The sequence below is a fragment of the Sphingopyxis sp. Soil_C_28 genome, assembly GCF_057657055.1.
In genome coordinates this window covers 1,664,201-1,688,306 of record NZ_JBDGJE010000001.1, presented here as the reverse complement: position 1 = coordinate 1,688,306, position 24,106 = coordinate 1,664,201, and the positions used below count along the sequence as shown (strand labels likewise).

Below are 24,106 nucleotides of genomic sequence, written 5' to 3'. Positions count from 1 at the left end.
GGTGACGGCCGACGCCGAAATCGTGGAAGAACTTCGAGCTGCCGGGCTGGCGGGGCAGGGCGATGTCGTCCTGGAGCCGCTGACCGGCGGCGTGTCTTGCGACGTGTGGAAGGTCGAGACGCCGACCGGCCCCATCGTTGTCAAGCGGCCGTTGCCGCAGCTCCGCGTCGCGGCCGAATGGCTGGCGCCGGTCGAGCGTGGGCAGAGCGAAGTGCGGTGGCTGAAACGCGCGCGCGAGGTCGATGCGCGGATCGCGCCCGAGGTGCTGGCGGAATTGCCGACGGGTTTTGCCTTCGCAATGCGCTTCCTGCCCGGATGTCCGGTGTGGAAAGATGAATTGACGGCGGGCCGGGTCGACCCCGATTTCGCGGCAAAGGTGGGACGGGGGATCGCCGCAGTGCACGCGGCGACCGCAAACAACGATGCCGACCGCGACGCCTTTCCGAACGACGACATGTTCCGGGCGCTGCGCGTCGATCCCTTTCTGCTCCATGTTGCCGACCATGACGCGAAGTTGGCGCCGCTGCTCCGCGCGCTCGCCGACGATCTTTCGTCGCGCAAGATTGCGCTCGTCCACGGCGATGTCAGCCCCAAGAACATCCTGGTGAGCGCCGATGGGCCGGTGTTCCTGGACGCCGAATGCGCCGTTTATGGCGATCCGGCGTTCGACCTCGCGTTCTGCACGACGCATCTGCTTCTGAAGGCAGTGTGGTTGGGCCATGCGCAGTTGAATGACGCGGCCGGGGCGCTCGTCGCGACATATCGCGCCGGGATTGACTGGGAAGACCCCGACCGACTGCTGTTTCGGGCGGGCAAGCTGACCGCGGCGTTGTTGCTCGCACGCGTCGAGGGCAAGTCGCCCGCGCCCTATCTCACCGACCCCGAGCACAAGCATATCGTGCGCGAACAGGCGCGGGCGCTGATCCTTGCGCCGGCACCTCTCGACGCGCTCGTCACCAACTGGAAAAGGACATTTGCATGACTTCGCGTATCGCCTCCGTCACCGGCCGACAGGTCTGGGATTCGCGCGGGCGGCCCACCGTAGAGGCCGAGGTGGTACTGGAATCGGGCGCGATCGGGCGCGCGATTGCGCCCGCCGGCGCCTCGCGCGGCGCGCATGAGGCGATCGATCTGCGCGATGGCGGGGCAGCGTTTGGCGGTTTCGGCGTCAATCGCGCGGTCGCCGGGATCGGTGCCGATATCGCCCCCGCGCTGACCGGCATGGATGCGCGCGATCAGGCGGCGGTCGATGCGGCGCTATGCATGCTCGACGGGACGGCAAACAAGGCGCGGCTTGGAGCCAACGCCGTCGTCGCGGTGTCGATGGCGGTGCTGCATGCCGCCGCGGCGCACGCGCGCGAGCCTCTGTGGCGCTATCTCGCCGATGGAAAAAAGGTCCGCATCCCTTTGCCTGAAATACAGATTTTCGGCGGCGGGGCGCATGCGGGGCGGCGCACCGATGTGCAGGATTTCATGATCATGTGCCCCAGGGCGGGCAGCTTCCGCCGTTCGCTCGAAATCACCGACGATGTCTATCGCGCCGCGGGCCGGCTGATGGAAGCCAAGGGCCCGCTCACCGGCGTCGCCGACGAAGGCGGCTGGTGGCCGAACTTCGCGTCGAACGAGGACGCGCTCGACACGCTGACGAAGGCGATCGAGGCGAGCGGGCATCGCGCGGGCGAGGAGGTGTTCATCTCGCTCGACATCGCGGCGAACGAGCTGGGCGATTCCGACGGCTATGACCTCGCGCTCGACGACCGGCGGCTGTCTGGCGCGGAGATGGCGACGCGCATCATCGAATGGACGAAAGCCTATCCTATCCTCTCGGTTGAGGACCCGGCGGGGCAGGACGACTGGACGACGATGGCAGCCGTGACCGCCGCGGTCGGCGAGCATGTGCAGATCATCGGCGACGACGTGCTCGTCACCAATGCCGCGCGTGTCGAGCGCGCGGCCGACGCGGCGGCGTGCAACGCAGCGCTGATCAAGGTCAATCAGGTTGGCACCGTCACTGAGGCAAAGGCTGCGCTCGATGCGGCGGTCGCGCGCGGCTGGGGCGCGATCGTTTCGGCGCGCTCGGGTGAGAGCGAGGATGTAACGATCGCGCACCTCGCGACCGGCTGGAATGCGGGGCAATTGAAGGTCGGCAGCTTCACGCGGTCGGAACGCATGGCGAAATGGAACGAAATGCTGCGGATTGAAGGCGCCATGGGCAGTGATGCCGTGTTCGCGGGCTTCTCCGCCTTTGCCGGATCGATTGGGGCGGTTCACGCATGATCGTGCTCCATGCCCGCCCGAGCCCCGGGTTCCGTCAGGCTGTCGATGCGATCTTCGGCGCGGGCGTTGTCGTCCATGTCGATGAAGCGGCACCCCTCGACGCGGTTGCGGGCGAGATCACCGCGCTGCTCCATGTGCTGACGCCGGTCACGGGCAATTTCATCGCCTCGGCGCCGAAATTGAAGCTGATCCAGAAGCTCGGCGTCGGGGTGAATACCATAGCGCTCGATGTCGCCCGCGACCATGGCGTCGCGGTGTGCAACATGCCGGGAACGAACAGCCAGGCGGTTGCCGAAATGGCGCTGTCGCTGATGATGGCGGTGCTCCGCCGTACCTGCTTCTTCGACGCGCGGACGCGCGGCGGGGAAGGGTGGACCGCCGATCCGTCCGAACTCGACAGCGTGGGGGAGATCGGCGGCCGCACCGTCGGTCTCGTCGGTTTCGGCAATTCGGCGCAGCGGCTCTCGCCGGTGCTGGCGGCGCTCGGCGCGAAGGTGATCTACACCGCGCGCAACCGCCGCGATGGCCCATATGAATATCGCCCATTCAATGACTTGATCGCCGAAGCCGATATCATTTCGCTACACATTCCGCTCACCGACGAGACGCGCGCGAGCATCGATCCGTTCGCGATGAAGAAGGGGGCGGTGCTGGTTAACACCGCGCGCGGCGAACTGGTCGATCAGGCGCGCCTCGTCGAGGCACTGACCTCGGGTCATCTACGCGGCGCCGGGCTGGACGTGTTTGCCGAGGAGCCGCTGCCGCGCGGCAATCCGCTCCTCGGCCTTCCGAACGCGGTGCTCGCGCCGCATATCGCCTGGCTGACGCCCGAAACGCTCGTGCGCAGCCTGACGGTCGCACATGAAAACTGCCACCGGCTCGCGGCGGGCAAATCCCTTCTTCATCAGGTGTTCTAATGTCGCTTCCCATTGTTTTGATAACAGGTCAGCTTTTGACCGATGCCGTGTGGCGGCCGCTCATTGATGCGTGGACGGATCGCGAAGTGATCGTCGCTGATAACCGAAGCGATGACACGATCGAGGGTTTTGCACAGCGTCTGCTCGACTTTGCGCCGCCGAAGTTCGTGCTGGTCGGACATGCGATGGGCGGTTTCATCGCGTTCGAGGTGATGCGCCGCGCGCCCGAGCGGGTCGCAAAGCTGGTGCTGATCTCGACGCTCGCATCGGCCGATGGCCCGGCACAGACCACACGGCGGCAGGGCTATATCGACCTCGTCGAAAACGGGCAGTTCGATCAAGTCGTCGAGGAGCGTATTCCGATCTTGTTTCCCGAAGAGAAACGGGAAGACGAACGCCTGCTCGGCATCGCACGGAAAATGGCGGCGGATACTGGCGCCGAGACCTTTCTCGCGCAGCAGCGCGCGATCATGGCGCGCATTGATAGCCGCCCGCGGCTCGGCGAGATCGCGGTGCCGACGTTGCTGGCGTGGGGCGAGAAGGACGGCATCACCAGCCGCGCGCATCACGACGAGATTGCTGACGCGATCCCGGGGGCACGGATTGAGGTGATTGCGGGCGCGGGTCATTTGCCGACGGTCGAGGCGCCCGAGGTGGTGGTGCCGCTGTTGACCGCGTTCATCGATCAATAAATATCGTCATTTCCGCGAAAGCGGGAACCCAGCGAGCTAAGGTTGCAACTGGGGTCCCGCTTTCGCGGGAATGACGAGGTCTGGTTTACTTCAACTCCGCCCTTACGATCGCCGTGCCATCGACCATCGCCTTCAGCTTCGCCTGCGAATGCGGGCGGCTGTGATATTTCATCCCGCAGTCGGGTGCGATCCACAGCCGTTCGGCATCGACATATCGTAGCGCGTCGCGGATGCGGCCCGCCACGATCTCGGGGGTTTCGACCTCCGGAATCGACAGGTCGAGCACGCCGTACATGATCGTCTTGGTCGGCAGTTCGGCAAGGATCGCGGGGTCGAGCCCCGGCTGGGCCGCCTCGATCGAGATCACGTCGATCGCCGATGCCTCAAGCTCGGCGAGGAAGTCGTAGGCCTTGGGCTTCGGTCCGGTCGCGCCCGCGCCATGGTGCACCATCGCATAACCAAAGCAGATGTGGAGCGCGGTCGTCCCGTCGACGCCGTCAAGGGCGCGGTTGAGCGCCTCGATCGCATAGTTGTTCGCCTCGGCGGCGCGCGCCTGGAGATAAGGTTCGTCGAGCTGGACGACATCGACGCCCGCCGCGAACAGATCCTTGACCTCGGCATTGACCGCGTCGGCATAGTCCATCGCGAGCGACCGCGCGTCGGGATAAAAGCCGTTTTCGGCTTGCTGCGTCATCGTAAACGGGCCGGGCAGGGTGAGCTTCACCGGCTTGGTCGAATGGCGGCGCAGGAAGGCCGCATCCTGCGCCTCGATCGGCGCAACACGGCGGATCGGGCCCGAGACGAGCGGCACCGGATTGGCGTTGCCGGTGCGGTCGATCGCGGTGCCGTGCTTCTCGCTGTCGATCCCCGACAGTGCGGTCGCGAGGCGGTTCGAATAGCTTTCGCGGCGCATCTCGCCGTCGCCGACGATGTCGATTCCGATCTCTTCCTGATCGCGGATTGCCATCAAGGTCGCGGCCTCTTGCGCGTCGGCGAGCCAGGGTTCGGGGATGCGCCACAGCGTCTCGGCGCGGACGCGCGGGGGCAGGCTGGCCTTCAGCCGCTCGCGGTCGATCAGCCAGTCAGGCTGGGGGTAGCTTCCGACGATTGTTGTCGGCAGGATGGGGTGGTCGAACAAGGCCATTCCTCTCGAATTTTTATCTGGCCAAGCATTTGCTTAGTATTCTATCTAATTCAAGTCGAAACGACGATTGGGAGAGCGAAATGATCGATCTGGAGGCCATCCGGACGCTGGCGGATATACCGGCAGCACAGGCGCGTGTGCGGGGACAGGCGACCGCAGTGAAATTCGGGACGCGCGAGACGAGCTTTGCGGAGCTCGATGCCCGGTCGAACCGCGTCGCGCACGCATTGGTTGCAGCCGGCATCGCGCCCGGCGACCGCGTCTCGGCGCTGACCAAGAATCACGACAGCTGGTATCCGCTGTTCTTCGGCGCTGCCCGCGCGCGAACCTGTTTCGCGCCGATCAACTGCCGCCTTGCGCCCGCCGAGATCGGCTTCATTCTTGGCGACGCCGGGCCGAAACTGCTCTTTGTCGGCGAAGATTTTTTCGAATGTGCGCTTGCGACGGTGGCGGGCCTTGCATCGCCGCCGCGTCTGATCGCGCTCTATGGCGAACATCCGGCGTTTGAGCCGTTCGACGCGTGGGTCGGCGAAGCGTCCGACACCGCGCTGGCCGACCCTCCCCAACTCACCGACGACGTGCTCCAGCTCTATACCAGTGGCACCACGGGCCTGCCAAAGGGCGTCGTGCTGACCAACGCCAATTACCGCACCTTCCTCGAAGCCGCGACCGAGGTCGATGGCTTTGCCTATGGCGAAGACGAAACGGTGATGATCGTCATGCCGCTGTTCCATGTCGCGGGCACCAATGTCAGCTTTTCGGGATTGGCGCAGGGCGGGCGTCTCGTGCTGGTCAAGGATTTTACCGCCGCCGACGCGGTCCGCATGATGCGTGAAGAGGATGTCGCACACGCCTTCCTGGCGCCCGCGATGATCCAGATGATGCTGCTCCAGCCCGATGCGAATACCGGCGCCTATCCGCAGCTCAAATCGATCGCTTATGGGGCGTCGCCGATCGCCGAGGATGTGTTGCGCCGCGCGCGTGCGACGTTCGGCTGCGACTTCGTACAATTCTATGGCATGACCGAATCTGCCGGCGGTGGTTCCTATCTCTCGCCGAGTGCACATGACCTGCCGGGCAAGCTGACGTCGTGCGGCAAGCCGTGGCCCGGCGCAGCGATGGCGATCCTCGACGGCGAAGGCCGGGAACTTGGCGAGGGAGAGATCGGGGAAATCGCGATCCGCGGCGGCATCGTGATGAAGGAGTATTGGAACCGCGCGAAGGCGACCGAAGAAACCCTCGCGGGTGGCTGGCTCCACACCGGTGACGTCGGCTATCGCGACGTTGACGGATTCTATTTCGTCCACGACCGGATCAAGGACATGATCGTGTCGGGGGGCGAGAATGTCTATCCGGCGGAGGTCGAGAGTGCGATCATGGGCTGTCCTGGCGTCGCCGATGTCGCGGTGATCGGTGTGCCCGACGATAAGTGGGGTGAAAGCGTCAAGGCCCTGATCGTGCCCGTGGCGGGGGCGGTGGTCGATCCCGCCGATATCGTCGCATGGGCGCGCGAACGGATCGCGGCGTACAAGATCCCGAAGAGTGTGGAATTCATCGAAGCGCTGCCACGCAATCCGTCGGGCAAGGTGCTGCGCCGTGAATTGCGCGCGCCTTACTGGGAAGGCCGCGATCGGGCAGTGGGCTAAAAAAGAACCCGGCAAAAGCCGGGTTCAGGAGGAGTTCCCAGTGGTACCTTGGGAATATCTATTCGGCGGGCACCGGCGTCCGGCCCGTGATGAGGCCTTCGCGCTTCGTGCCGTCGGCCTGTACCGGATCGTGCGCGACGTCGCTTTCGTCGAATTCCTTCGTCCATGCGGCGAATTCGAGGCAGACGCCGTCGGGATCGAAGAAATAGACCGAGCGCACGAAGACGCCGGGATGTAACTCGTCGGTCGATTGCATCGGGCTGTCGTCGTGGTTCAGCACCTTGCTGACGTTGATGCCCTTCTCGACCAGCCGGTTGTAATAATCGTCGAACTTGTCGGCACGCACGTTGATCGCGATGTGGTTCATCGATCCGTGCGCCGAAACAAAGCTTCCCTGCGTCGGTAGCGCGGCGGGGGCCGAGATGCCGGGCACCGCTTCGGGCGCTTCGGGAAACCAGAAGAAGGCGAGGCTGTCGCCATTACCGATATCGAAAAAGAAATGCTGGCCGCGCCCGCCCGGCAGGTCGATCGTCTTGGTCAGCGGCATGCCGAGCGTGTCGCGATAAAATTCGACCGTTTTCGCCATATCCTTGCACACCAGCGCGAGGTGGTTGACCCCGCAGAATTCGAACTCGCTATTCGCAGCCATGATCCATCTCCTTGTGGTTCAGTTTGTATTGACGCTGGGGCGGCTTTTCATCCGCTCGTACCAGCGCACGATATTGGTGAAGGCAGGGTCGATCGGCTGACCGACCGACGCGCCGAAATCGAGGAAGGCGAACAGCATGATGTCCGCGAGGCTGAATGCGTCGCCCGCGATAAACTCGCGCCCAGCGATCTGCGCGTCGAGCCATTTGATTCCGTCCTGCGCGGTTGCCTTCAGTCCGTCGGCCGCTTCGGGCAGGCAGCGCAGCCGCGGTTCGAACAGCGACAGGCCCTCGGCAAAGCGGAAACCGTTGGTGAGCGGCTCGCAAATTTTGAGGTCGACGCGCCGCGTCCACATGCGTGTCGTTGCGCGTTCCTCGGGAGTCGAGCCGATCAGCGTCGTCCCGGGGAAACACTCGTCGAGATATTCGCAAATCGCTGTGACTTCGCAGAGGAAGCTGCCGTCATCGAGCTCGAGTGCGGGCGTCTGCCCGGTCGGGTTCACATCGACGTTATAGGGCGCGCGCCGGTTCTCGCCGCCGCGCAGGTCGACGCTGACCTCGGGGATCTCGATACCCTTTTCGGCCATGAAAAGCTTCACGACGCGCGGGTTCGGGCCGACGCTGTTATAGAATTTCATTTTATCCTCTCCCCATCCTTTTATCATCACCCGGATTAATCGTCAACTTAGTTGACGATTAATCCGGGGCGCGGCCATCGCACGCGGTAAAGCGTCCCCGTTGTCGAAGCGGTGATATAGGCCTCGCGCCGGTCGGTGCCGCCGAAGGCGATGTTGGTGATCCCGACGTCAGGCAGCGACAGGAACTCAGACGCCCCGCCGTCGGGATCGAAGATCGTGATTCCGCCCTCGACCATCGTGCCGACGCAGATGCGCCCGCTTTCCTCGATTGCCATGCTGTCGAGCAGGCGAAAGGCAGGCGGGGTGCCGACGAAACGCCCGGGTGCCCAGGGCGGGGGCGGTGCCAGTTTGCCGGGTACGACGATATCCATCGCCCAGACGCGCGCGGTCATCGTCTCGCTGACGTAGAGCGTCTTGCCGTCGGGTGAAAGACCCACGCCGTTCGGCCCCATCATGTCGGGACGTTGGCGGCTGATATTCGATCCATCGGCGGCGGCATAATAGACGGCGCCATGGTCACGGCCGGTGTCGCGAACCTGGCCATGATCGGTGAACCAGAAGCTCCCGTTTGCGTCGAACACGATATCGTTCGGCCCTTTGAGCCTTTCGCCCTCAAAGCTGTCGTAGAGTGTGGTGACTGCCCCCGTTGACAGGTCGACGCGCTGGATCGACCCGCACGCCTCGGCATGTGCGGCGTGGCCGGGGAACAGCAGGCTGCCCGCTTCGATCCATTCGAAACCGCCATTGTTACAGACATAGGCGGCGCCGTCGGGACCGATTGCGAGTCCGTTCGGCCCGCCGCCGAGTTCAGCGATTACCGACAGGCTGCCGTCGGGCGCAACGCGCGTCAGCGTTCCGCGCGCGATCTCTACCAGCAGCACCGATCCGTCGGGCATCGGCACCGGGCCTTCGGGAAAGCGAAGGCCGGTCGCGACGATCTCGGGCGGGCCATAATTCATCATCCGCTGGCGGGGCGCGGGGCGCTGAGGAAGTCGGCGGCGCTGAAGCCTTCGGGTGCCGCAACCTCGACGATAGGATCCTCGCGCGCATCATATTCCATGCGCAGCGCGCGGGTGATCACCGCGTGCATGTCATAAAGACAAGTGATGTAGGTGAATTCGAAAATCTGCTCGTCGTTCCAGAAGGTCTTGAGCTTGTCGAACACCTCGAGCGGCACGCGTCCGCTCGCCTGCGCAAGGCAATCGGCATAGGCCAGCACGGTGCGCTCCTGCTCATTGTAGCAGTCCGCAACCTGCCAATAGGCGATACCCGCGATCTTCTCTTCGCTGACGCCAAGACCGCGCAGCGACTTGCAATGCTGCGAGAAAACAAACTGGCTGCCCTTGACCCAGCCGGCACGCGTCTGGCCGAGCTCGCGCAGCACCGGATCGATCTTGCGCGCCGGGTGGCGATAGACCGCGAAGCCGTCGACCGCGTGCTTGAAGATGTCGGGCGCGAGCGCGAAGACCGTCCACCAGTCGCCGGGCGTGCCCGTCGCGGTGCCGGGTTCTGCGACCGGATCGCGGTCGCCAAACAGGCGGTTGTAATAAGCGGTGACGGTCTCGTCGGTGACTTCGGATCGGGGAACCTGGCGCAGAACGGGCATGACTAACTCCTCAGGCGTTCGCAAATTTGCGGAATTCGGCAACATGCGCGCTGTCGAAATATTCGTCGAGGCGCGTGATCTTGCCGCCCTCGACCTTGCAGATGATCGCGCAGGGCAGGCGGACCTCGCCATCATCATGGACGCGCTTGCCCTTCAGGACATGCTGCTGGACGAAACCGCCGGGGAAGGTGGTCAGCTGGCGGTCGGCATATTCGCGGTCCTTGATCCGTGCGACCATGCCGGTCAGCGTCTGCGCGGTTTGCGCCGGGGTGACGATCAATTCATCGGTGTTGTGCCAGATCTCGGCGTCGGGGGTGAAGCTGCTTTGCATCGTCTCGATGTCGCCCGCCTCGATCGCATCGAAAAAGCGCTGGGCCATTGCGCGGATGTCGTCCTGCTCTGCCATGATGCTCTCCTTAAGCCTTCGCGCCGAACATGCGGCCGCCATTCGCGGCGATCAGTCCGTCGATGTCGTCGCCCTTATATGCTGGATCGGCCGAGGGACCGAAGGACGACAGCATATCCTTCGTCACCAGTTCGGCCATCGCCTTCCATTCGGGGTGGGTGAAAATCCAGTATTCGCCGGCTTCGATCGCTTGCACAACGCGCGCGCCGATCTTGTCGGGCGACATGCCGCCTGCGAGCACACCCTGCATCGCCTGGCTTGTCGCCGCGGCGTTGCCGACCTCGACTTGGGCGGGGCGGAGGTCGCGCGTGGTCTCGACGATCCGCGTTGCAGACATGCCGGGCATCAGTACCGAAATATCGACGCAGGTTCCCGCCAGTTCATTACGCAGCGCCATTGCGATACCCAGCGTCGCATATTTGGAGCTTATATAAGCGACCGAGATTGGCGGTGGGACGATGGCGACCATCGATGAGGTAATGACAAGGTGGCTCGCTTCGCCGCTCGCCTTCATATCGCCGAGGAAGGTGCGGCAAGCGTAGAGATGCGCGTGCGCGTTGACCGCATAGTTCCAGCGCCAGACGTCGGTGTCATATTGCTCGAAGGGCCCCGATCCGCCGCCGACCCCGGCGTTGCTGAACAGGACGCGCACGGGGCCGAATTCGCGCGCCTTGGCGCCTGCTTCTGCCCAGCTATCCTCGCTGGTGACGTCGAGCTGGAGGCCGAGTGCGTTCGCGCCTTTGCTGCGCAAGGTTGCGGCAGCTTCCTCGCCGCGATCGGCATCGATATCAGCGAGAATTACCGATGCACCTTTGGCAGCGAGCGCGCGGGCGGTTGCAAAGCCAAGCCCGCTCGCGCCACCGGTGATGAAAGCGGTCTTGCCCGCAACGTCGGTCATTCGGCGAAATCCTTTTCGAGATGGCGCGTCATCCGGTACTGCGCGATGCCCGCGGCCGCCGCGAACGGCATCAGCGCCATCAGCGCCCACCGCAGGCTGTCGACGCCGTGCGCGTCTTTCAGCGAGTCACTGACGACCCCGGCGAACAGCGGGCCGAGGCCGAGGCCGACGATGTTGAACATCAGCATCAGGACCGCGGCTGCGGTCGCGCGCGAGCGCGGGGGGGTGAGATTCTGCACCAGCGCGAGGGCAGGGGCGACATAGGCGGTGCACGCCGCCATCGGGATCAGCATCAGCGCGAGCGAAAGCTGCCAGGTATCGACGAGTAGAGCGGCGATAAAGGTCGGGATCAGCACCGCAGTCGCGAGCGCCGGGATCGTGCCATAGGCGCGCGCCGACGTTTTCGCGCGGTGGCTGACCAGCCAGCCGCCGCCCAGGATACCGATGCCAAAGGTGATGCCCGCGGCGGGTGCGAACCAGGTCGCCATCGCCTCAAGCGGCATCTTTTGCGTGCGCATCAGGAAGGCGGGGATCCAGTTAAGCATGCCATAGCTGACGAAGGCGGCGAGCCCGCTGCCGATCATCACCATGCGGAGCGACGGGCGGCGGATGAACATCGCGAGGCTCTGGCTGAAGGGCACGGCTTCGTCGGCGGGCTTGTGCAAATCCATCTGGCCGCGCGCCGGCTCGCGCACCAGCCAGATCAGCAGCGGCGCGACCAATATGCCGACAATGCCGATGACGACAAACGCGTTGCGCCAGCCGATATTCGCGGCCGCCCATGCGCCGAACGCGGCACCGACAAACACGCCGAAAGGGCCGTTGAGCGTGAAGATGCCGATTGCGAGCGGACGCTGCGCCGGCGGATAATAATCGGCGATCACCGACAACGAGGGCGCGGTGCCGCCGGCTTCGCCCGCGCCGACGCCGAAGCGCATCAGCGCGAGCTGCCAGAAATTCGAAGCAAAGCCGCATGCCGCGGTAAAGCCGCTCCACACGACGCATGCGATGCCGATCAGCTTGATGCGGTTCCAGCGGTCGGCGACCATCGCGACGGGCACCCCCATCGCGGCATAGAAGAGCGCGAAGGCGAGACCGGTCAGCAGCCCGAACTGCGTGTCGCTGAAGTCCATTTCGGCGCGGATCGGCTCGACGAGAACGGAGAGGAGCTGGCGGTCGACGAAGTTGATCGTCCCGACCACGAACAGCATCACGAGCGCGACGTTGCGACGCAGCGCAAGGCCGCTGTCGGACGCGGCGGCGCCTCCATTGAGGGCGGTGGCGTCTGTCATAACTCTCCCCAGATATGTACGAGTCTTCTCGCCCAAAAAATACTTAGGTATTTAAGTTTATCTGTCAACGTGCTTTACGGTAACGGCGAAATCGATGGGAGAGAAGAGATGGATATCAACGGCAAAAGCGCCATTGTCACGGGCTCGGCCGGCGGCATTGGCCGCGCGACCGCGGTGATGCTGGCGAGCCGCGGTGCGGCAGAGATTGCCCTCGTCGATGTCAACGAGACAGGGCTTGCCGAGACGGCGCGGCTGGTCGAGGCCGCAGGTGCGCGGGCGAGTGTTCACCGGCTCGACCTGTCGGACATTCCCGCGACCGAAGCCTGGTTCCGTGCGCATGGCGACGTCGATATCCTGCACAACAACGCGGGTGTGGTGTCGGGCCTGCCGCAATTTCCCGACGTCGATGCCGCGCGCATCCGCTGGATCATCGACGTCAACATAACCTCGCTGGTCGCGGCGACGCAGATTGCCGTGCAGGCGATGAAAAAGCGCGGCGGCGGGGTGATTATCAACACCGTGTCGACGGTCGCGCTGGGCACGGGTTTCTATGACGCGATGTATGCAACGACCAAGGCGGCGGTGATGATGTTCACGCGTTGCTGCGCGCCGCTGAAGGACGAATGCAATGTCCGCGTTGCGGGCATGCTGCCGGGGCTGGTCGACACACCGATCCTCGATACCACGGGCGCGGGCGGCAAGTCCGAATGGATGAAGACCGTGCTGGCGAACAACGAGGCGTGCGTGCCCGAGGATATCGCGGGCGGCGTCGCGATGCTGATCAAGGACGACAGCCTCGCGGGCGGCGATTGGGTCGCGGTGCGGCGGCTGGACGGCAAGGTCGAATATCAGTGGGGCCACGCCGACACGGTCTAACGCGTTGGCGCTTCCAGCATATTCCTGCCGAACAGGTTCGACCATTGCTCCTCGGTCAGCACCGGCCGCGCGCTCGACAGGTTTGCGGCATTTTTGACGTCGGTGCCCGCGATGACCGCGGGCCGCTCGCCGATCCTTGCGAACCAGTCGGCGACCGCGGGATAATCGTCGAGCGTCATTCCGATCGCGCGGATCGCGCGCGTCCACGGCCATGCAGCGATGTCGGCGATGCTATATTCCTCGGCCAGATATTCGGCTTCGCTCAGCCGACCGTTGAGCACGTGGAGCAGGCGCAAAGTCTCGTTGCGATAACGCTCGATCGGATAGCTTTGCCCCTCGGGCGCGTAACGGATGAAGTGATGCGCCTGTCCCTGCATCGGGCCAAAGCTTGCCATCTGCCACATCAGCCATTGCTGGGCCTGGCTGCGGCGGCGCGGGCTTTCAGGGAGCAGCTGGCCGCTCTTTTCGGCGAGATAGAGCAGTATTGCGCCGGACTCGAATATGGGCAGCGGCGCGCCGCCGCCGATTGGATCATGGTCGACGATCGCAGGCAGGCGGCCATTAGGGTTGATGCGGCGATATTCGGGGGTCAGATGATCCCCTTCCAGCATGTTCATCGCCAGCAACTGATGAGGCAGCCCGACCTCCTCGAGCATGATCGACACCTTGTGACCATTCGGCGTGGGCGTGAAATAAACGTCGATCATCGCGAATTTCTTTCGGCAAAATTGATGCGGGCTGCGGCGAAGGCGGTGTCGAAGATCTCTTTTCCGGCGGGATAGCCAACCACGTTCAGCGTGACCCCGTTGATCTTCCACCCATTCTGCTGGACGAGCCGGTGCGTGTAACGGCCGATGAGGTCGCCGACGATGGCGCGGTCATCGACGGCGACCACATGGACGGCATCGACGATGCTGGTCACCGTCGCGCGGTCGCCATCGAGGGTCACGGCGATATTATGCAGTTGGTGCGCCGTAGCATCGAAGCCTTCGAGCGCTTTGCAGCGGTTCGTCCACTCATCCGCCGGCACCTTCGCAACGAGCGAACCGATCTCACCATAATCGATATCGATCTCTTCGGCGAAGAGGGCGCGATACGCCGCCCAGTCGCGCGCATCGAGCGCGGACGCATAACAGGTCACGACCGCCGCCGCCGCTTCCCTCTGGAGGAAAGCGTCGACGGCGGCCGATCCCTGGGACATCGAATTCGAACCTAGAACTTGATCCCGGCCTCGATCGAAATATTGCGGGTGGGCTCAAGATAGAGGATCGCGCGCGGCGTCGCGGTGATCGGCGACGGCAGGTTGAAGGCGCTGCCGATCGTCTTTTCGTTGGTCAGATTCTTGCCGACGAGCGCGACGTGCCAGCTGTTGTCCTGATCGGCGAGCTGGAGACGAAGGTCGAGCTTCGCATAGCCGCCCTGCACGCCAAAGATCGGGCTCTGGTTGTCCGAATTGAAATATTTCGACCGCGCCGACGCCACGCCGGTGATGTCGAACTTCAGATCGCTCGACAGGTCGAACCGCGCGTGTGCCGTCACGCTTCCCGTATATTTCGACGAATAGGCAACGGGGTAACCGGCCAGGTTATTGTTCGCGACGTGGTTCGGTTGCGTCCGATCGGTCTGTGCGGGATTGCAAACCGACAACGGCTGGCTGGCAAGACAGGCCGCACCGGGATAGTCGTTATATTTGATATCCGAATAGGCGGCCGACGCGCTGATGTCGAAATTGGGGATCGGGAAGATGCTGAGCGATCCTTCCAGCCCCTTCGACGTTGCGGCGGCGGCGTTGCCGGTCAGATAGCTCGACGTCGCCGGCTGATAGACCGAAACCTGCAGGTCCTTGAACTTGGTGTGATAGGCCGAGATGTTGGCGACGACCTTGCCGTCGAACAAAGTCGACTTGATGCCGGCTTCGAAATTCTCGGACTGTTCGGGTTCGAAGGTGAAGGTCGCGCTCGTCGTGCCGAGGGTGTTCGAGACGAAGCCGCCCGATTTCGAGCCACGGCCCCATGTTGCATAGACCATGATGCGCGGGGCGATGTCATATTGCAGCGTCACCGACGGATCGACATTGCCTTCGCTGATCGAACCCGTAGCGCTCGAAATCGGACGCAGCGCAAAGGGGCCGTAAACGAGCCGCGATGCGAAATCGGCGTCTTTCTTGGTGTGACTGTAACGCAGGCTGCCGATCGCGCGGAATGCGTCGCTGATATTGAACGTCGCCTGGCCGAACACCGACCAGCTTTCGGCTTTCTGCCGGAACAGGCTGTCGATGCGGCCGAAATAATTCAGGGCAGCGATATTGAAGCCCTGAAACTGCTCGAGCGTGTAATCCGACTTGTCGTAATAGGCACCCGCGATGAATTCGAAGGTCTTGCCCGTCGGCGACAGGATGCGGATTTCCTGCGAAATCTGGTCGAATCGTTCGGGGAAGGCGTTATAGACCGAGTTTGGAACGAAGGCGCCGCCGCCGTTCGGGATCGTCTGGTCGAAGCCGTTGACGATCTTCGACTTGAACCAGCTGTAGCCGGTGACCGAGGTCAGCGTGAAATCGCCGAGCGCGAGGTTGCCGACGCCCGAGATCATCACCGACTTGTTCTTGTTCCCCTCGTCGCCGAGTGCCGAGCGATCGAGATAGCGCGTGGTCTGCGGATCCTGACCGCTGGTCAGCGGGCTCGACACGGTGATGCCGCCGATGACTTCACGATTTCCGTACTCGACCTTCGCGGTATAATCGAAATTGGCCGACGGCTCCCATTTCACGGTCAGACGTAGCAGCTGCGACTTGATTTCGGGATCGTCATGATCGGTCGCGCGATTGTAGATATAGCCGTCCTGATTGACGATCTTGTACGCAAAGCGCGCACCCAGCGTGTCGCTGATCGGACCCGACAGATAGCCGGAAAAGTCGGTGCCCTTGTGGTCGAAGTTATAGATGCCGGTGAGCGCGCCTTCGAAATCCTTCGTCGGACCCGCCGACACGACGCTGACCGCGCCCGCCGCGGTGTTCTTGCCGAACAAAGCGCCCTGCGGACCACGCAGCACTTCGACGCGCGCGAGGTCGAAGAAGGGCGCCTGCGCCTGGCGGTTGCGGCCGGCATAGATGCCGTCGACATAGAGCGAGACCGACTGGTCGAAGGCGAAGTTCGCCGGCGGCGAGCCGAAGCCGCGGATATAGATGACGTCGTTGCCGGCGGTCGACTGGACGAAGACGTTCGGCGTGTAGTTCATCACCGCCTTGATATCGCTGGTGTTGAACTCGGCAAGCTTCGCGCCGCTGACGACTTCCATCGAAATCGGCACGTTCTGCAGATTTTGCTCGCGCTTCTGGGCGGTGACGATGATTTCGTTGGTGTTGCTGTCGTCGACGTCTGCCGTATCGGCAGGGGCTGCCTGCGCCATTGCCGGTGCGGCATTGGCAAGCATCGCGATCACTGCCACGCCGGACAGCAGGAACTGGTTATGCGCCTTCATCTTCACCCTCCCATAGAGCTTGTTGTTGCGGTCCCGGAAAGCCTTCCGATCCGTCAATCTGATTGACCCTTAGTATACTAATGGTTTTATACTTGTCCATAGGCAGGAAGAGGATTCGCATCATGAACGAAGAAAATGCGCAGGCGACACCGAACGTGCTCGCGACCCGTCATCTCTGCACCGTCGAGTTCGAGGTGGGGGGCGGAATCATCGGCGTCGGTGCGTCACCGTTCGGCGACCAGCGAATGGGGTACATTAGTGGTGGGCGATTTTTTGGCCCGCGGATCAACGGTATAGTGTTGCCCGGTGGTGGCAACTGGTCGCGCAGCGGAAGGCTTGGCGACAGCGCCTCGGTCGGCACCTTCGATGCGCGCGCGGTGTGGCAGACCGACGATGGCGACCTCATCTATCTGAGCTATACCGGCCGCAACATCATTCCCGACGATGTGCGCGCGACCTTCGCCGATCCGGCTGTCCCCGATGCCGACCCCTCGCTCTACTATCTGCGAATCGCGCCGGTGTTCGAAACCGCGAGCGCGAAATATGGCTGGCTTAATGGCGTGCTCGCGGTCGGCGTCGGCGAGCGCACCGATTTCGGGGTGCGCCATGTGATCCACGAGGTGCTCTGAGATGATCGCCCTCCATTATTCGGCGACCCCCAACGGGCAGAAGATCGCGATCATGCTCGAGGAAATCGGCGAACCCTATCGTGTCAGTCCCTATGATATTTTCGAGGGCGACCAGTTGACCGCCGCGTTCGGGCGCATCAATCCGAACCACAAGCTGCCCGCGATCGTCGACCAGAATCCTGCGGATGGAGGCGAGCCGGTAACGGTGTTCGAGTCCGGCGCGATCCTGCAATATCTTGCCGAAAAGAGCGGACGATTTCTGCCCGCATCGGGTGCGGCGCGCGCGGCGACGCTGTCGTGGTTGACCTGGCAGGTCGCCGGATTGGGACCGATGGGCGGGCAGGCGAGCCATTTCCTGCGCTATGCCCCCGCCGGACAGGACTATGCTATCGAGCGCTATACGAGGGAATTGAAGCGCTTGCTCACCGTGCTTGAAAAACGGCTGGAGAAGAGCGCCTATGTCGCGGGCGACGATTACACCATCGCCGACATGGCGATCTGGCCCGGCCGTGCGTCGGCTTTTGTCATGGGCATGGGGCTCGACGAATGGCCCGCGATGCACGGCTGGTTCGAACGGATCCGTGAACGCCCCGCCGTCGTTGGCGCGATGTCGCGCGACGATCTGAAGGCTCCGGCGAAATATGTCGGCCGCCATCAAAAGCTCGATGACAAGGAATGGTCGAACATGTTCGGCGACGCGAATCACGCCGCCGTCGTCAAAGACTAAGGTTCAGCGCTTTACGTGCTGGCGGTCGCCCCACAGGATCGCGCGATGCTCGTCGGTAAATCCGGTGAGGCCGCCCTCGATCGTCTCGGCGCGCGCGACGCCCGCCTTCATTCCTTCGGCGACCGCGGGGCGTTCGAGCATCGCGGCGCCCCAGCGATCGACGTTCGGAAAACGCCCGGCCTTTTCTATCAGCTGGCGGCGCAGATAGGGCAGGGTCGCCATGTCCGCGATCGTATAGTCGTCGCCCGCAAGCCACTCCGCCTCGCCAAGGCGCTTGTCGATCACCATCATCAGCCGGTCGACCTCGCGCGAATAGCGGGCGATCGCATATTCATGCCGGTCCTTGGCATAGTGAGTGAAATGCGCTTCCTGCCCGAACATCGGGCCAACGCCCGACACCTGGAACATCAGCCATTGCCAGCAGGTTGCGCGCGCCGCCGGATCGGTCGGCACGAACCGCCCGGTCTTTTCGGCGAGATAGAGCAGGATCGCGCCCGTTTCCCAGAGCGTAAAGCTCGTCCCCTCGGGCCCTTCGTCGTCGACGATCACCGGGGTCTTGTTGTTTGGATTGAGCGCAAGGAATTCGGGCGTCAGCTGATCGCCCGCGAGGATGTCGATATAGTCTAGCCGCCATTCGAGCCCCATTTCGAGGAGCGCAATCGCGATCTTGCGCGCGTTGGGGGTGGGGCCGCCAAAAAGCGTGATCATCGCGTCAAACCTCCCGCCCGAGCCAGCGTTCGAGAACATCGTGCGTATCCTGTCCGACCGTCAGCGGAGCAGGGCGGCGGACGCTGCCCGGCGTTGCCGACAGCTTCGGAAACACCCCCTGCATCGTGACTTCGCCGAATTCCGCATCGGCGACCGTCACCAGTGCCTCGCGCGCCGTGAAATGCGGGTCGCTCATCATATCCTCGGCGTCGAAGACGCGACCCGCAGGAACGCCGGCTTCGACCATCTTCGCTTCCAGCTCTCCGATCGTCAGCGTCGCGGTCCATTCGCCGATCAGCGCGTCGAGCTCTGCCTGCCGTACCCCGCGCGCGCGGTGCGTGGCATAACGTTCGTCGCTCGCGAGTTCGGGCCTCCCCATCGCTGCCGCAAGCCTCGCGAAGACCCCGTCCTGATTGGCGCCGATCAGATATTCGCCGTCGCGGCACGGATAGACATTCGACGGCGCGATGCCGGGCAGCGTCGACCCGGTACGGCGGCGCTTGGTGCCGCTGGCCGAATAGTCGGACACGGTTGATTCCATTACCTGCAACACCGCTTCGTATAGCGCGGAATCGACGATCTGGCCTTCGCCGGTCTTGCTTCGATGGTGAAGCGCGGCGAGCGCGCCCATGCAGCCGTATGTGGCGGCGAGCGTGTCGCCGATCGATACACCCATGCGCGCAGGCGGCAGATCGGGATAGCCGACGATGCCGCGCCAGCCGCCCATCGCCTCGCCGATGCCGCCAAAACCGGCGCGTGCCGAATAGGGACCGGTCTGGCCATAACCCGACACACGCACGACGATCAGCCCGGGGTTCGTCTTGCGCAGTTCCACGGGGTCGAGGTTCCACTTCTCGAGCGTGCCGGGACGGAAGTTCTCGATCAGTATATCGGCCTTGGCGATCAGTTCGCGCGCCAGTTGCTGGCCGTCTTCGGACCGGAGGTCGGCGGCGACCGAATATTTGTTGCGCGCGATCACGCGCCACCAGCTGGGCTTGTCGCCCTGGCCCCAGTTACGCATCTGGTCGCCGGTCACCGGCGGTTCGAGCTTGACGATCTCGGCGCCCATGTCGCCCAGGAGTTGACCGCAGAAGGGACCGGCGATCAGCTGCCCCATCTCGACAACCCTGATGCCCTCCAGCGCGCCCCCGCTGCTCGTCTCGCTCATATCATTCCTTTCGCGGCCGACTCTGATAAGAACGGCCTGCCTCGCCCATGGTCATAGTATACTTAGAATGCTATGTAATTTTCAACCTGCAAATGACTCGGAAAATTCAGGACGCAAGATGTTGAAAAATCATGTTGTAGAAATGGTCGAAGTCGGTCCGCGCGACGGACTGCAGAACGAAGCCGCAATCGTCTCGACCGCCGACAAGCTCAGGCTTGTTCAACGCGCGATCGATTATGGCGTGCGCCGTATCGAGGTAACAAGCTTCGTCAATCCGAAGAAGGTGCCGCAGCTTGCCGACGCCGAGGAACTGGTCGCGATGCTACCCGAGCGCGACGATGTGACCTATATCGGTCTCGTCCTCAATCGCCGCGGCGCCGAACGCGCGCTCGCGACCGGACGGATTGACGAGCTGGGGGCCGTGTGCGTGACGAGCGACAGCTTCGGTATTCGCAATCAGGGACAAAGCTCCGATGAATCGCTCGCCGCCGCGATGGAGATCGTCGCGCTGGCAAGGGCGGCGGGACGCAGCGGACAGATCACCATTGCCACGGCCTTCGGCTGTCCGTTCGAAGGCGAGGTTGCGGTCGCTCGCGTGGTCGAGATGGCAAAACGCGCCGCCGACGCTGGCCCGCGCGAAATCGCGCTCGCCGACACGATCGGCGTCGGTGTCCCGGCGCAAGTGTCGGATATGGTCGGGCGTGTGCGCGACGCGGTCGGCGGCCTGCCGGTGCGCGTCCATTTCCACAACACGCGCGGCAGCGGCATCGCGAATGTGTGGGCCGCGGTGAACGAGGGCGCCGCGACGGTCGATGCATCGCTCGGCGGGCTGGGCGGCTGTCCGTTCGCGCCCGGTGCGGCGGGCAATGTCGCGACCGAAGATGTCGTCTATCTGCTCGAACGCAGTGGCGTCGCAACCGGCCTGACGCTGCCGCATATCGTCCAAGCGGCGGGTTGGCTCACCGGCGTCATGGGGCGTCCTTTGCCGGCGATGGTGAGCAAGGCGCCTGCCTTTCCCTAAAAGGTCGCCAGCAACGCCATCACGACCCCGCCGACGACGAGCAACAGTCCGGCGATTTCATGCCAGCGAACGGGCTCGCGCAGATAGAAATGCGCAAAGCCGATCGTGAAGACCACCTCGACCTGTCCGACGATCCGCACCAGTGCGGCGGGGGCCGCTGCAAAGCCGATATACCAGCAGGCTGAACCGAGCGCCGAAAGCAGGCCGACCTGGCTCGACGTCCGCCACTGTCGGAATACGGCATGAAAGGTGTCGCGGTCGCGAACCACTACCCATGCCAGATGCAGCCCGGTCTGAATCGCCATCACTACGACGAGTGTGACGAGCGCCGAGCCGATGAGATCGACATCGTCCAGCTCGGCGGTGGCAAGCTTCACCGCGATCGCGGCGAGGGCGAACATTGACCCGGCACCAAGACCGCACAGCGCCGCGGGTTGCCTCAGCGCGCGCCACATCTCGCGGCCCGAAACCCCGCGTCCCGCCAGCGCCAGCGTCAACACCCCCGCCACGCCTGCGACGATCCCCATCCATGCAAGGAACGGCAGCCGCTCGCCAAGGAAGAGCGCGGTCACCAGCGCCGCCTGCACCGCTTCGGTTTTGGAAAAGGCGGTGCCGACGACGAACCCGCGGTGGCCGAACGCCATGATCAGCAGGATCGTCCCCACCATCTGCGTAATCGCGCCCGCGACGGCGAATGCGGCAAAGGCCGTCCCGAAATTCGGTATCGGCATGCCCTGGATCGTCAGCCAGGTCGCGGCAAAAGCGAGAGCGAAGGGCAGGCCGTAAAGATAACGGACCAGACCCGCGCCGCTGACGCTGAGTTCGGCGCGCAAGCGCTGCTGCAGCGCGGTGCGCCATGCCTGGAACAGCCCTCCGAGCAACGAGGCGGGAAGCCAGATTGAATTCATGTCGTCATCTGTTCGCACATCCCGTCATCGATTCGCCCTATGCTGCGCATTTCGCGAACAAGCGATACTTTTATTACTAAGTATATCGCGCGACCGCGAGAGGGCGGGTGCCATCGTCCGACCTGACACACCAATCAGCTAGACCCCGTGCGGAGAATGCCGCAGGAAACGGGCGGGAGAGCAAATGAAGCACGATATTTTCCACGCGCGCGCCACGCAGCGGACGATCTGACATGGCGGTTCTCGACTTGCCGCTTCGGGAGGAGCAACGGTTGCTTCAGGAAAGCGTCCAGCGCTTCCTCGCCGGTAATGCGCGTCCCGGTTGGCGTGCGCTCGCGGATACGCTCGGACTCGCGGGCATCGCGCTTCCTGAAGAGATGGGCGGCTTTGGTGGGGGTATGGTCGATATTGCCCTTGTCATGGCCGAACTGGGACCTGCGCTCGCGGGCGCGGACTGGCTCTCGCACGCCGCAGCGACGATGTTGCTTGCGCAGACTACGCCCGACCATCCGGCCTTGCCCGATCTTGCTGCGGGACGTCGGCGCATTGCCATCGTCTGTGCAGCCTCGACGGCGTCGATGCCAGTCGTCGAAGGCCTGACGGTTCGCGGCACCGCCGCGCTGGTGGCGGGCGGGGCCGAAGCCGACCTGTTCCTGCTCGCCGACCGCGATCTGCTGCTGCTGTTCGCGGCGGACGGCGCAAAGGTCGAGCAGCGTCACCGCATCATGCACGACGGCAGCGTCTCAGCCGATCTCAGCTTCACTTTGAAGGCGGGCGACGGCGACGCGCTGGCGACCGGGACCGACGCGCGCCGGTTGGCCGACTATGCGAATGACCTGATCCTTGCGGGGCGCTGCGCAGAGGCGGTGGGCCTGATGCAACGGATGATCGCCGACAGCATCGACTATCTGGGCCAGCGCAGGCAGTTCGGCACCGCGATTGGCCGTTTCCAGTCGCTGCGCCACCGTGCCGCCGATATGCAGCTTGCGATGATGAAGGCGGGCGCGCTCACCGAAACCGCGATCCTTGCCGTCGACGAACATCGCGCTGACCGCGGGCAGTTGGTCAGTGCCGCCTGTATCGAGGTCGGCGATGCGGCGCGTCTCGTTGGCGAAAGCGCGGTGCAGATCCACGGTGCGATGGGGCTGACCGAGGAACTCAGCCTTGGCGGGCATTTTAAACGGGTATTGGCGATCACCGCCGCATTCGGCCCGCGTGCCGACCATCTGGCGCGCTTTGCCGAGGCGGCGCCTAGCCCAGCATAAGCCGCGCGATCAGGTCGCGCTGGATCTCGTTCGAGCCGGCGTAAATCGTTGCTGCGCGATCGTTGAGATAACGCGGCACAGCTACCGTCATCTCGGCCGAGGTCTGGCCGTCGGCATCCGCCCACGCGGCATAGCCCGCAACGTCGCACGCCAATGTATCGATGCGCTGCGCGATTTCGGTGCCGAGGACTTTCAGCGCCGAGGCATAGAGCGCCGCGCTGCCGCCGACGCCGCGCATCGCCTTGAGTTCGAGCGCTTGCAGCGCCTTCAGCGTCACCGCTTCGCGATCGAGCTGCGCGCGCAGCATCGGATCGAGATGCTCCTGTTTGCGCAGCCGTTCGAGCCGTCCGATCAGGCCCGGCGCATATTTGCCGCCGCGCTCGAAAGTCAGCAGATGCTTTGCGACCGACCAGCCTTCATTCTCGCCGCCCAGCCGGTTCGCCTGCGGCACGCGGACATCGTCGAAAAACACCTGGTTGAACTCATGATCGCCTGCGAGCGTGCGGATCGGCTCGACCTTGATGCCGGGCGTCGCCATGTCGAGCAGCAGGAAGCTGATCCCCGCCTGCGGCTTGCCCTCGTTCGACGTGCGGACGAGCGCGAACATGCGGTTCGCGAATTGCGCATGGGTGGTCCAGATCTTCGATCCGTTGAGGATATAGTCGTCACCGTCGGGCGTCGCGCGCAGTTGCAGCGCGGCAAGGTCCGACCCCGCGCCGGGTTCGGAAAAGCCCTGGCACCAATAATCCTCGCCCGACAGGATGCGCGGCAGATAGTGCGCGCGCTGCTCGTGGGTGCCGTAATGCATGATCACCGGCGCCACCATCTTCAGTCCCATCGGCGCGAGGTTCGGCGCGCCGGCGCGCGCGCATTCGGCGGCGAAAATATAACGCTCGACCTCGTCCCATCCGGGTCCGCCGAACTCGGCCGGCCAGTCGGGCGCGGCCCAGCCTTTGGCATGGAGGATTTGCTGCCATGGCAGCGAGACCGACGGGTCGATAAAAACGCTCGTGGCGCGCAAGGCGGCGCGGCGCAAGTCATCGGGAAGCCGGCTTTCGAGGAAGGCGCGAACCTCTTCGCGAAAACTGTTCAGGGCCGGGTCGTTCAGCATGTCCATGGCGCCGGTTTGTACGCCGTCCACGGGCAGGGCCAAGCTGGCACCTG

General features: G+C 63.9%; 25 protein-coding genes. 10 read left to right on the top strand and 15 right to left on the bottom strand.

Features of this window, described 5'->3' with window-relative positions; translation table 11 throughout:
* The first annotated feature begins 1 nt into the window (after position 1).
* From AC3A43_RS08040 to AC3A43_RS08025, 4 genes are read left to right on the top strand one after another with little or no spacing between them, the layout of a single operon-like run.
* Entirely contained in the window at positions 2-982 is a 981-nt protein-coding gene (locus AC3A43_RS08040; protein ID WP_487791986.1) for a phosphotransferase family protein, read from the top strand.
* Positions 979-2,277: a phosphopyruvate hydratase gene (gene eno / locus AC3A43_RS08035; protein ID WP_487791985.1), complete on the top strand. Its 1,299-nt coding sequence runs from the start codon at positions 979-981 to the stop codon at positions 2,275-2,277. Before AC3A43_RS08040 ends, eno begins: the two co-directional genes overlap by 4 nt.
* A complete protein-coding gene (locus AC3A43_RS08030) occupies positions 2,274-3,194 on the top strand; it encodes an NAD(P)-dependent oxidoreductase (RefSeq protein ID WP_487791984.1) in 921 nt (306 codons plus the stop codon). Before eno ends, AC3A43_RS08030 begins: the two co-directional genes overlap by 4 nt.
* Positions 3,194-3,886 carry an alpha/beta fold hydrolase gene (locus AC3A43_RS08025; protein ID WP_487791983.1) on the top strand — a complete coding sequence of 231 codons (693 nt, stop codon included), beginning with the start codon at positions 3,194-3,196 and terminating at the stop codon, positions 3,884-3,886. The genes AC3A43_RS08030 and AC3A43_RS08025 overlap by 1 nt, the downstream gene beginning before the upstream one ends.
* 85 nt (positions 3,887-3,971) lie before the next feature.
* Here AC3A43_RS08025 and AC3A43_RS08020 read toward each other — a convergent pair whose 3' ends face one another.
* Positions 3,972-5,030, bottom strand: a complete 1,059-nt coding sequence (locus tag AC3A43_RS08020; RefSeq protein ID WP_487791982.1) for a 5-methyltetrahydropteroyltriglutamate--homocysteine methyltransferase — start codon at positions 5,028-5,030, stop codon at positions 3,972-3,974.
* An 80-nt stretch (positions 5,031-5,110) separates the two neighbouring features.
* Here AC3A43_RS08020 and AC3A43_RS08015 point away from each other — a divergent pair, with 80 nt between their 5' ends.
* Positions 5,111-6,676, top strand: coding sequence for a long-chain-fatty-acid--CoA ligase (locus AC3A43_RS08015; RefSeq protein ID WP_487791981.1), 1,566 nt, complete (start codon positions 5,111-5,113; stop codon positions 6,674-6,676).
* 58 nt (positions 6,677-6,734) lie between these two features.
* Here the strand turns inward: AC3A43_RS08015 and AC3A43_RS08010 are convergent, their stop codons facing one another.
* Genes AC3A43_RS08010 through AC3A43_RS07980 form a run of 7 tightly spaced genes read right to left on the bottom strand, consistent with a single transcriptional unit; the run spans position 6,735 to position 12,163 of the window.
* The gene (locus tag AC3A43_RS08010) at positions 6,735-7,325 is read right to left on the bottom strand and encodes a VOC family protein (RefSeq protein ID WP_487791980.1); all 591 of its coding nucleotides are present in this window, start codon (positions 7,323-7,325) and stop codon (positions 6,735-6,737) included.
* A gap of 18 nt (positions 7,326-7,343) precedes the next feature.
* Complete coding sequence (locus AC3A43_RS08005; RefSeq protein ID WP_487791979.1) at positions 7,344-7,961, bottom strand: glutathione S-transferase family protein; 618 nt, start codon at positions 7,959-7,961, stop codon at positions 7,344-7,346.
* A 47-nt stretch (positions 7,962-8,008) separates the two neighbouring features.
* Complete coding sequence (locus tag AC3A43_RS08000; RefSeq protein ID WP_487791978.1) at positions 8,009-8,923, bottom strand: SMP-30/gluconolactonase/LRE family protein; 915 nt, start codon at positions 8,921-8,923, stop codon at positions 8,009-8,011.
* Positions 8,920-9,567: a carboxymuconolactone decarboxylase family protein gene (locus AC3A43_RS07995; RefSeq protein WP_487791977.1), complete on the bottom strand. Its 648-nt coding sequence runs from the start codon at positions 9,565-9,567 to the stop codon at positions 8,920-8,922. Before AC3A43_RS07995 ends, AC3A43_RS08000 begins: the two co-directional genes overlap by 4 nt.
* Before the next feature lie 10 nt (positions 9,568-9,577).
* The gene (locus AC3A43_RS07990; RefSeq protein WP_487791976.1) at positions 9,578-9,973 is read right to left on the bottom strand and encodes a nuclear transport factor 2 family protein; all 396 of its coding nucleotides are present in this window, start codon (positions 9,971-9,973) and stop codon (positions 9,578-9,580) included.
* 10 nt (positions 9,974-9,983) lie between these two features.
* The gene (locus tag AC3A43_RS07985; RefSeq protein WP_487791975.1) at positions 9,984-10,871 is read right to left on the bottom strand and encodes an SDR family NAD(P)-dependent oxidoreductase; all 888 of its coding nucleotides are present in this window, start codon (positions 10,869-10,871) and stop codon (positions 9,984-9,986) included.
* A complete protein-coding gene (locus tag AC3A43_RS07980; RefSeq protein WP_487791974.1) occupies positions 10,868-12,163 on the bottom strand; it encodes a spinster family MFS transporter in 1,296 nt (431 codons plus the stop codon). The genes AC3A43_RS07985 and AC3A43_RS07980 overlap by 4 nt, the downstream gene beginning before the upstream one ends.
* 108 nt (positions 12,164-12,271) lie before the next feature.
* Here AC3A43_RS07980 and AC3A43_RS07975 point away from each other — a divergent pair, with 108 nt between their 5' ends.
* The gene (locus tag AC3A43_RS07975) at positions 12,272-13,039 is read left to right on the top strand and encodes an SDR family NAD(P)-dependent oxidoreductase (protein ID WP_487791973.1); all 768 of its coding nucleotides are present in this window, start codon (positions 12,272-12,274) and stop codon (positions 13,037-13,039) included.
* Here AC3A43_RS07975 and AC3A43_RS07970 read toward each other — a convergent pair.
* From AC3A43_RS07970 to AC3A43_RS07960, 3 genes are read right to left on the bottom strand one after another with little or no spacing between them, the layout of a single operon-like run.
* Positions 13,036-13,746 carry a glutathione S-transferase N-terminal domain-containing protein gene (locus tag AC3A43_RS07970; RefSeq protein ID WP_487791972.1) on the bottom strand — a complete coding sequence of 237 codons (711 nt, stop codon included), beginning with the start codon at positions 13,744-13,746 and terminating at the stop codon, positions 13,036-13,038. The two genes, AC3A43_RS07975 and AC3A43_RS07970, sit on opposite strands and share 4 nt — an antisense overlap.
* On the bottom strand, positions 13,743-14,240 hold the full coding sequence (locus AC3A43_RS07965; protein WP_487791971.1) for a nuclear transport factor 2 family protein: 498 nt from the start codon (positions 14,238-14,240) through the stop codon (positions 13,743-13,745). Before AC3A43_RS07965 ends, AC3A43_RS07970 begins: the two co-directional genes overlap by 4 nt.
* A gap of 11 nt (positions 14,241-14,251) precedes the next feature.
* A complete protein-coding gene (locus AC3A43_RS07960) occupies positions 14,252-16,516 on the bottom strand; it encodes a TonB-dependent receptor (RefSeq protein WP_487791970.1) in 2,265 nt (754 codons plus the stop codon).
* 122 nt (positions 16,517-16,638) lie between these two features.
* On the opposite strand from AC3A43_RS07960, the gene AC3A43_RS07955 reads away from it, so the two are divergent.
* Together AC3A43_RS07955 and AC3A43_RS07950 are read left to right on the top strand one after the other, a co-directional pair.
* A complete protein-coding gene (locus AC3A43_RS07955; RefSeq protein WP_487791969.1) occupies positions 16,639-17,145 on the top strand; it encodes a DUF3237 domain-containing protein in 507 nt (168 codons plus the stop codon).
* A gap of 1 nt (position 17,146) precedes the next feature.
* Positions 17,147-17,872 carry a glutathione binding-like protein gene (locus AC3A43_RS07950; RefSeq protein WP_487791968.1) on the top strand — a complete coding sequence of 242 codons (726 nt, stop codon included), beginning with the start codon at positions 17,147-17,149 and terminating at the stop codon, positions 17,870-17,872.
* Between the two features lie 3 nt (positions 17,873-17,875).
* Here the strand turns inward: AC3A43_RS07950 and AC3A43_RS07945 are convergent, their stop codons facing one another.
* A complete protein-coding gene (locus tag AC3A43_RS07945; RefSeq protein ID WP_487791967.1) occupies positions 17,876-18,580 on the bottom strand; it encodes a glutathione S-transferase family protein in 705 nt (234 codons plus the stop codon).
* A gap of 4 nt (positions 18,581-18,584) precedes the next feature.
* Entirely contained in the window at positions 18,585-19,748 is a 1,164-nt protein-coding gene (locus tag AC3A43_RS07940) for a CaiB/BaiF CoA transferase family protein (protein WP_487791966.1), read from the bottom strand.
* Between the two features lie 118 nt (positions 19,749-19,866).
* Here AC3A43_RS07940 and AC3A43_RS07935 point away from each other — a divergent pair, with 118 nt between their 5' ends.
* Positions 19,867-20,769, top strand: coding sequence for a hydroxymethylglutaryl-CoA lyase (locus AC3A43_RS07935; protein WP_487791965.1), 903 nt, complete (start codon positions 19,867-19,869; stop codon positions 20,767-20,769).
* Here AC3A43_RS07935 and AC3A43_RS07930 read toward each other — a convergent pair.
* The gene (locus tag AC3A43_RS07930) at positions 20,766-21,677 is read right to left on the bottom strand and encodes an EamA family transporter (protein WP_487791964.1); all 912 of its coding nucleotides are present in this window, start codon (positions 21,675-21,677) and stop codon (positions 20,766-20,768) included. The two genes, AC3A43_RS07935 and AC3A43_RS07930, sit on opposite strands and share 4 nt — an antisense overlap.
* A 233-nt stretch (positions 21,678-21,910) precedes the next feature.
* Here AC3A43_RS07930 and AC3A43_RS07925 point away from each other — a divergent pair, with 233 nt between their 5' ends.
* Positions 21,911-22,942 carry an acyl-CoA dehydrogenase family protein gene (locus AC3A43_RS07925; RefSeq protein ID WP_487791963.1) on the top strand — a complete coding sequence of 344 codons (1,032 nt, stop codon included), beginning with the start codon at positions 21,911-21,913 and terminating at the stop codon, positions 22,940-22,942.
* On the opposite strand, the gene AC3A43_RS07920 is transcribed toward AC3A43_RS07925, so the two are convergent.
* Positions 22,929-24,095, bottom strand: coding sequence for an acyl-CoA dehydrogenase family protein (locus AC3A43_RS07920; RefSeq protein WP_487791962.1), 1,167 nt, complete (start codon positions 24,093-24,095; stop codon positions 22,929-22,931). The genes AC3A43_RS07925 and AC3A43_RS07920 overlap by 14 nt on opposite strands.
* Positions 24,096-24,106 lie beyond the last annotated feature (11 nt).